Annotated in this window: 6 protein-coding genes and 1 pseudogene; all 7 read right to left on the reverse strand. The window is 52.4% G+C overall.

The window, feature by feature from the left end:
• On the reverse strand, positions 1 to 1,817 hold a 1,817-nt coding region (locus tag ACOJTG_RS04070; protein ID WP_420152644.1), incomplete at its 3' end, for a TonB-dependent receptor domain-containing protein.
• A gap of 397 nt (positions 1,818 to 2,214) precedes the next feature.
• Complete coding sequence (locus tag ACOJTG_RS04075; protein ID WP_420152645.1) at positions 2,215 to 3,102, reverse strand: cyanophycinase; 888 nt, start codon at positions 3,100 to 3,102, stop codon at positions 2,215 to 2,217.
• A 93-nt stretch (positions 3,103 to 3,195) separates the two neighbouring features.
• Entirely contained in the window at positions 3,196 to 4,647 is a 1,452-nt protein-coding gene (locus ACOJTG_RS04080; protein WP_420152646.1) for a phytoene desaturase family protein, read from the reverse strand.
• A gap of 20 nt (positions 4,648 to 4,667) precedes the next feature.
• Complete coding sequence (gene soxC, locus ACOJTG_RS04085) at positions 4,668 to 5,906, reverse strand: sulfite dehydrogenase (RefSeq protein ID WP_420152647.1); 1,239 nt, start codon at positions 5,904 to 5,906, stop codon at positions 4,668 to 4,670.
• A 19-nt stretch (positions 5,907 to 5,925) separates the two neighbouring features.
• Positions 5,926 to 6,498 carry a c-type cytochrome gene (locus ACOJTG_RS04090; RefSeq protein ID WP_420152648.1) on the reverse strand — a complete coding sequence of 191 codons (573 nt, stop codon included), beginning with the start codon at positions 6,496 to 6,498 and terminating at the stop codon, positions 5,926 to 5,928.
• A gap of 4 nt (positions 6,499 to 6,502) precedes the next feature.
• Positions 6,503 to 8,176, reverse strand: a complete 1,674-nt coding sequence (locus ACOJTG_RS04095; RefSeq protein ID WP_420152649.1) for a hypothetical protein — start codon at positions 8,174 to 8,176, stop codon at positions 6,503 to 6,505.
• Positions 8,177 to 8,182: 6 nt separating this feature from the next.
• A pseudogene (locus ACOJTG_RS04100) lies at positions 8,183 to 8,466 on the reverse strand (DoxX family protein); the annotation flags it as partial.

An 8,466-nucleotide genomic window follows, 5' to 3' on the forward strand; every position in this document is an offset into this window, starting at 1 on the left:
CCCTTCTCGACGTACTTGATATGTCCGACTTCAAACGCATGCGTAAACTCAGGGTTCAGATCCGGATTGCCGCTGTAGAAATTCCGACTGTCACTAAAGGTCATAAACGGACTCAGATCATTGTACTGCGGCCGTCGCACCCGGCGACTGTAACTGGCCTGAATGGCGTGCTGACGCGGCAGGTCGTAGGTGGCGTGTACACTGGGAAACAGGTTGGCATACTGCCGGGGATTGACCTGATTGGTTTGTTTCAACGTAGTCGTCACATCGGTAATTTCACCGCGTAAGCCCAGCTGATACGAGAACTTGTGGGCCTTGTTTCCCAGAATGGCGTAGGCCGCGTGAATGCGTTCTTCGTAGAGAAAATTATTGGTAAGCCCTTCCAGCGGCTGCCAGCCGGTTTCGGTACGCTGAGTTACCGAATAATTATTGGTCATATCGCGAAAACTACTGCGAATCCCTGCTTCCAGCTTTCCTTCTTTCGCAAAGGGCTGTACATAATCGGCCTGCAGAAGCCACTGCTTTTCCGTTTCATCGTTCAAGGCCCGCTGTAAGATGGAAGGGGTACTGCCGCCGCTTGGGTAAAACGTTTGCTGGGTGAAGTACTGATCGGAGTTTTCCCAGTTATCCAGGTATCGTACATCCGCCGTTAATTCGTGGCCCGGACGGGCGAACGTTTTTTTGTAGGTAAGCACGTACTCGGAATTGGGTTCGGTTTCGGTTTCGTCCTGGGTGCGTTTCGTCGTCGCCAGTAGGTCGGGACTCTGGTACTGGTAATCGAGGTATTCCAGATTGGTGAAACGTTTGCCCTTGCTGGTCCGCCAAGTATACGCCGCCGTTAGGATGCTTTTTTCGCTGAAGTAATAATCCAGTCCGGCCCGGGCGTTATTATTCATACCCTTAAGCTGGCTTCGGGAGTTTTGCCGGGAAACAAAGGTGGAATCATTCCGGTAGACTTCCTGATACAGGTTATTTCGACCGGGTGTATTCCGATAAGCCAGCGTATAATTGACGAAAAAATTCAGATTCCGACGACGGTAATTGACGTTGGCAGCTAGTCCATAATTGGTCGGATGCCCCGTAATGACATCGAACGATCCGTTGATCCCTTCCTGCCGTTCTTTCTTGAGCACAATATTAATGACCCCTCCCATCCCCTCGGCCTCGTAGCGGGCGGAAGGATTGGTAATGACTTCAATTTTTTCGATGGCACTGCCCTGTAGCTGTTGCAGTCCACTCCCACCCTTGATACTGACCAGTCCCGAAGGTCTGCCATCAATAAGAATCCGAACGTTGCTACTGCCCCGTAAGCTTACGTTTCCTTCCACATCCACGGCCACGGAAGGTACATTACTCAAAATATCCGAGGCCGTACCGCCCGCATTGGCTAGGTCTTTTCCGACGTTAAATACTCGCTTGTCGAGCGTCAACTCCATCGAGCTTTTTTCGGCCTGTACCACCACCTCTTTCAGGGAATTACTGGTAGGGGTCAGCTGAATAACACCCAGATCCAGGGTCTGGGAGCGTACCTGTAAAGCCGCCGTTTTTACGGGCTGATACCCGATGAATTCGATTCGGGCGAAGTAATTTCCCGGCGTACTGGCGAGGCTGAAGGCACCGGATTCGTCGGTAAGCGTACCGGCCACGAACGAACTATCCGGCAGTCGGAACAATCGCACGGTAGCCGAAGCCATGGGCGTCTGCTTTTCCTGAACCCGCCCGCGAATGCCCGACTGAGCCCAGACCGGATTCGAAAAAACGGATATATAAGTAAGCAGACTAAAGAAACAGTAAAATAGTAGAGGTTTAGAGGTCATTCCTGAGGAAACAGCGAGGTCGTAAGGCTTGAAAGTACAAGCTATTCCGCAGAATTATTCCAAACATTGGATTTATTCGAGTATAAATACGACAAGAACGCGAAAGATGAAGATTTGGAGTGCTGTTGGCGGGTGGGTTGTTGTTGGTTGTCAGTTGATAGTTGCTCGTTAGTAGTTATTGAGGATGTACAAATACCTTATATGGACGACATAAAGCCAATCCCCGTCCTATCACATTCCATGTCGGTTTCATCCGGAATGCGGTGGCCTAGTGCAGGATGAAAAGAGCGGCGGGCGTGCCGACATGGAATGTATACGGACTAAAAAACCAGCCGTCTCAACGGGACGAAAAAGTGATTTAGTTAAGGAACAATCTTATAAAACCTATATCCATTCATCACTTGATTACTTTCCTCTCCCTCAAATCATACCGTTGCCCCTGACCTAGCAAAATAAACCCGCCGTTGGACGCGGTAACCTGCTCTTGTTGATCCCGTACGTGAGGCTCGCCTTTACCCACAATGGTCTGGTAATCATACACGGCCACGTACGATTTACCCAACACTTCCAACTGGTCCTGCTGCACGACAATGGCCGTCGACTCATCCAGCCCGATCCCAATCAGTTGCGGGGACTGGCGAATAAAATCAATGAGGTCAAACTGCCGATTACGTTTGAGTAAATGCTGATCAATCGCGGAATTTTTTAGAAAACCCAATCCCTGCGTATGATCACCGACGAGGATGTCCGCCCCCTTCGTATCACCCCGCCACAGAAACGAACCCTGAATACTCGCTCCCGCCGAACTTCCGGCAATGACCCCGCCCCGGTTGAGTACCTCAAAAAAAGCCTGATGCGTACGAGTGTTGAGGTAGGAATCCGCAATTCGCCACTGCCGACCGCCGATGAAGTACACGCCCGTCGCTTCCTTCAGCGGAGCGATAAACGCGTCACTGTTGGCTTCGGTTAGATCTTTGGTGTGCAGAAGCGTGACCCGACTCACGCCCGACTGCTTCCGGATACTTTCCAGATGCGTCGGACTCACCGCCGCCGAATCACCCGCTGCGGCGGTAACGACGACAATGCGGGCTTTCTCTTTTCCTCCAGCCAGTTCCACAAACCGGGCCCAGATTTCCGTTCCTACGGTACCGCCACCAATGATGAGTAGTGAACCCTTCTCGGGGCCATGGCGAGTGGTACTTTTTTCGTTAATGGCAATCGGCGTCTGGGCCGAAAGGCCAAGCGTCCAGACGGTTAAAAAGAAAAACAGAACGATTTGGGACATACGTATAGGAAGAAAACCGGAAGGTAGGAACCCTCCATTACAAACGAAGGAAACAGCGATTTTAGCGAATAGAACCGCGACCAATGCTTGGTCTCAAGGAATCAATGTCCGATTTTCCCCAATCTGGAATACGTCCTGTAAGGCCTTTCGGGCCGCGTGATAGCCGCACATGCCATGCACGCCCCCACCCGGAGGCGTGGACGACGAGCAGATATAGAGGCCTTTGGTAGACGTTCGGTACGGCGAAAAACGTAGAGCGGGCCGGGTGAATAATTGCGTAATATCAAGAATCCCGCCGTTAATGTCGCCACCGATGTAATTGGGATTGTGTTGCTGTACCTGAGCCGTATTCATCACGTGACGGGCCAAAATCCGGTCTCTAAAACCCGGAGCAAAGCGTTCCACCTGGTTTTCGATGGCTTCGGTACGGTCCCGCGTGGAGCCGTTGGGTACGTGGCAGTACGCCCAGGCCGTATGCTTGCCTTCGGGAGCCCGCGAAGGATCGTACTGACTTTGCTGGGCCAGCAAAACGAAAGGCTTATCCGGGTAGCCGCCTTGAGAACTAAGTTTTTCGGTATCCGTAATTTCCTGAAGGGTGTTCCCTAAATGCAGGGTTCCGGCTTTTCGGCAATTTTCGTCGGTAAACGGAATGGGAGCGTCGAGAGCCCAGTCAATTTTGAAAATGCCCATTCCGTAGCGGTAGCGTTCGAGTTGCCAGCGGTACAGGGGGGAAAAAGTATGCCCGGCAATTTTAAGCAATTGTCGGGGCGTAATGTCGAACAATACCGCGTGCGAGGAAGGCAGTTGCTGCAAGGATTCGACGTAAAAATTGGTTTCGATTTTTCCGCCCAGCGATTGAAAGTACATCGCTAATGCCTGAGCAATTTGCCCCGAGCCACCTTTGGGTATGGGCCAGCCTCGTAGATGGCCAGCCGTTAACAGTACCAGTCCAATGGCGGAAGTGGTCAAGTTACTTAAGGGTTGAATGGCGTGGGCGGCCATACCGGCCAACAGTCCCTGAGCCTGCGTTCCTTTGAATAGGTGCTTGAACCAGGTGGCCGGAGGTAAGGCCCGCAAGCCGAAGGCCGCGAAGTCCAGGGGATGTGAAGGAAACGTCAGCGGACCGAGCGTATCAACCGCCACCTTAGGCCAGGCTTTGGTTAGAAATCCGGCAAGTTTTTCGTAGGCCTGCTGATCCACGCCCAGCGTTTGAGCGGTTTTTTGAATGGATTGAAACAGTACCGCCGCCTGACCTGTATCGAAGGGATGGGCCGACGCGACTTCGGGATAGATGAATTCCAGACCAAAGTCCGCCAGCGGAAGGGTATTGAAAAAAGGCGACCCTGCTGCCAAAGGATGAATGGCCGAACAAATGTCATGTTTGAAACCCGGCAGGGTAACTTCCTCCGTACGGAGTCCGCCACCAATGGTTGATTTCCCTTCCACGATCAGCACCGAAAGTCCCGCCTGTTGCAGGGTGATGGCGGCGGCTAGTCCGTTTGGACCCGAGCCCACCACTACGGCATCGTACTCTTTTTTTGTCATACCTTCATCGACCGGAACCATTACGTTCGGAGCAAAACCTGCCCGTCGCGTTGGAGCACCCAGCCCGTAATGGGATTGAAATGATAGCCGCCTTTGGAACCGCGGGCGGCTACTAACTGCTGATACGTGGGTTGGATATAACCGGTCTCGTCGGTTACCCGGCTTTGGATTTCGGTTTCATTGCCGTCCCAGTACCAAAGGTAACGAAAACCCGTATGAGCTTTGTCTAGAATAGGGCCCTGAATCTGGGCCAGTTGCCAGCTTCTGCCGCCATCCGTACTCACTTCCACCCGATCCACCTTACCGCGACCACTCCAGGCAATCCCCCGAATTTCGATCCAGCCCTTTTGTACCTGAGCCGGATACGCCGGAAAGGTGATGATGGAGCGGGCGTCAATGTCGAAACTGAAATAACGGATTTTGCCGTCCTTCACGGGTTCGGTATACTTGGAGGTTTCCTCGCGGGTCATGAACGGTTCGTCGGAGAGTTCCAGTCGCCGGAGCCATTTGACACTCATGTTTCCCTCATAGCCCGGCAGAAACAACCGAAAGGGGTAACCCTGTTCGGGACGAATGGCCTCGCCGTTTTGGGCGTACACGATCATGGCATCCGACCAGCCTTTCGCCAATGGAATACTGCGGGTCATCTTCGCCGCATCTGATCCTTCGGCCAGAAACCACTGGGCCTGGGGCTTCACGCCTACTTCCCGAAATAAGGTAGAGAGCATGACGCCCGTCCATTCGCTCTGGCTGGTCAGGCCGCAAATGTCCTGTGGACTCAGCTTTGGATTACCCGAACGAAAATTGCCCGAACATTCCAGAAAGCAAATCCGCGTGACGGACGGATACCGCTTCAGATCAGCTAGCGTCAATACCAGTGGTTTTTCCACCAGGCCATGAATCAACAGCTCGTGCTGAGCCGGATCGATGGCGGGAACACCGTTGTGATTCCGTTCAAAATGCAGATCCGAGGGCGTAATCGTGCCGTATAGATTCTGTAAGGGCGTTCGGGAAGAAATGTCCGACGGTTTCTTGACGGGCTTCTCAAACGGCGACCGCGTGCCGACTGTGCCGGGTGGTACACCAGGAACTTTGGTCGGGTCGGTCTTCCACTCTTTTTCCGACAGAGCCGCCTGTACAGCTTTGCCGAACGGAGCCTGAGCCAGCACGATCGCGGCGGTAGCCGCTCCGCCTAATAGACTTCGCCGACTGACTTTTTGTTCGAGTACAACGGGTTTTTCTCCGGGTAATACTTTCATTGGTTCTTTCAAAACGGCTTTACCGGATTATGGGACCTCCGCTGCGGTCGTCCAGAATATATTTGGCTTTAGCGGGCATTGCCACGCGGGGTAAGGTCTGAGCATCGAGCACAAATCCAGGCTGGATCCGCTGGTTTTTTTCCAGCAAAAAAGCCGTCAGACTGTACACTTCAGCGTCGGTCAGACTGCCTGGAGCGTTAAACGGCATAGCCCGCCGGATGTAATCAAACAGCGTCGTAGCGTAGGGCCAGTAGTTACCAATACCTTTGGTTTTACTGGTATCCGAAACCACTAGTCGGTCATTGGGACCTTCTACGCCCGTTTTGCCGTGACAGGCCGAACAACGTTCCGCATACAGCACGGCTCCTTTCTCGGCCGTCCCTGAACCCGGTGGTAAGCCTTTTCCATCGGGACGAATGGCACTATCCCAGGCTTTGATTCGCTCAGCCGTAGCCGGACGTCCAAACCCGTAAATAGTATCGGCAGGCATCGTCCCAACCGCAGCAGTGCGAGATTGGGAAAAACTTAGACTAGCCCAGCCGCCCAGCCCCAGTACGGCCCAGAGTAGTCCTTTTTTTACAACTAAACGCATCCTTCTAATCGTATTTACCCGCTTTCAGGGTACTTTCGGAAAGGGCGTATTTGCGGGGAACCCGATCGAGTACTACGTGAATCGAATCTCTATTTTCATCAATCCCTGACAGGATGACCCGGTTTCCTCCGTTAATGGCTTGGTAGTTCAGAATCATCCGGTTGCGTAGCGGCGTGGGAGCTTTCACGGTACCGTTGTTGCTACGATCCCAGCCTACGACCTGCGAACTTTCGCCGCCGGGGTTTTCGGCTTCGCTGATCATCCCACGGGTGCGGCGGGTGGAGCGGGCCAGCGGATGAATTTTTTCATCTTCCGAACCGATAATCGCCAAAGCTTCCTTGGGTATCCAGCTGGCTACGACGGGTTTTGCTTTGGCTTCTGTACGAGCCGCTTTTCCCTCAATCTCCCGCGTTTCGCGGTTCTGACGTCCCCGATTTTTGTCCTGTAAATACAGTACCTGATGCAGGGTATCGGCCTCGTAGTAAAACACCCGTTGCCCGCCCGCGACGCCCGTCAGCTCAAAGGTTCGGTTGATGTCCCGCATGGGCGAACCTCCGCCATTAGACAAATCCAGATCTACGGGTCGGTTGACTTTAAACGTCAGCGTCGTCCAGTTTTCGAAGGTGGCTTGTTGCCAGCGTACGGAATCCAGCGGCGAATAGGGAATGACCTGGTTGTTGATTTTAAATTCCGTCACGTTATAATTTCCCCGCAATTCCGACACGCCTTTAAGGGCGGGCTGTTTGTACGGATCATACAGGAAGTTCACGCCCTGCAGGTAGAAAAACCACACTACAAATACCCCAATTACTCCGGTTTTTAGAAAAACCCGGCTCCATTGTTGCCAGGGTTTATCAAACGAAGGATAGTAATGAACGGGAATGGTCAACTGTTCGCGAACGAGCAGATTGTATACTTTTGGTATATCGTAAATGAGCAAGAAACCGGATAACAACACGAAGTACGAACTATACACGTGGACGCCTCCATCGTACTCGAAGTTAACAAAGACAATATCGGCCAAAGCTCCGAATAGCAGTACGGAACCCCAGAAGGTTGTAGCCCGGAAAAACAGTAAGGCTCCGGCCAGTACTTCTACCACACCCGCAAACACCTCGTACCAGGGGACAATGCCAATGGAAAGCCAGTAGATTTTCTGTAGCGTCAAATCACCAAAATCGGTATTGAGAACGCCCAGCGACGGATACGGCAGCTGCGTGGGAAACAGTTTAGTATAGCCGAAACCGATAATGCCAATCCCCGCCCGGTAGCGTACTACCACCCGAAGCCAGTAATACAGTCGGTTGTACTCGCGGGGCTGAGGTTTGCGGCGACTATCGATAAAGGTCCAGACCAACCCAACCCCGATGGCAAAAATCAAGGTGATTACCCAGGTGGCGTACCCATTAAGCGAGCTACCGAAAATCTTATTTCCGAAAATATTCAGACCGGAACCAAACCGGGCAATGTCGTACAAATCGCGGTAATGCAGTCGCGTCCAATCAAACGAAAACAGGTCTTTATACCAACCCGGATCATTAGGCAGAGCAAGACTCACAAAAAACACGAAAGCAATGCGGAAGAGAATCTTCTGCCAGGCCGTCCAGAATGGAGGTCGAAGCTGCGTTTCTGAAGCCGCCGTTTCCGGACGTAAGGTATCGACAGGGAGCGTTGACATAGCGGTTTAGAGTTTAAGACCTTTACGGCGACCTACTTTTTTAGCTTCGTGAATCAGATACTTTTTGTCCACCTGGTTGAGTACGACGCGGATGGAATCGCGGTTTTCGTTGAGGCCCTTCAGCAGGATGGTTCCAGCTTCGGGACGCTCGTAATGCAATACCAGTTGCTCGCCTTTGTAATGGCGGTTTTTGTTTTTCAGCAGCAGCGTATGCTGTGCCGAATCAATTGTATAGGAATAATAGTGACGACTAATCGAACCGGTTGATTCATAGTTTCGCAGGGAATCAG

It is taken from the genome of Siphonobacter sp., assembly GCF_048595215.1.
In the GTDB taxonomy this organism is placed as follows: domain Bacteria; phylum Bacteroidota; class Bacteroidia; order Cytophagales; family Spirosomataceae; genus Siphonobacter.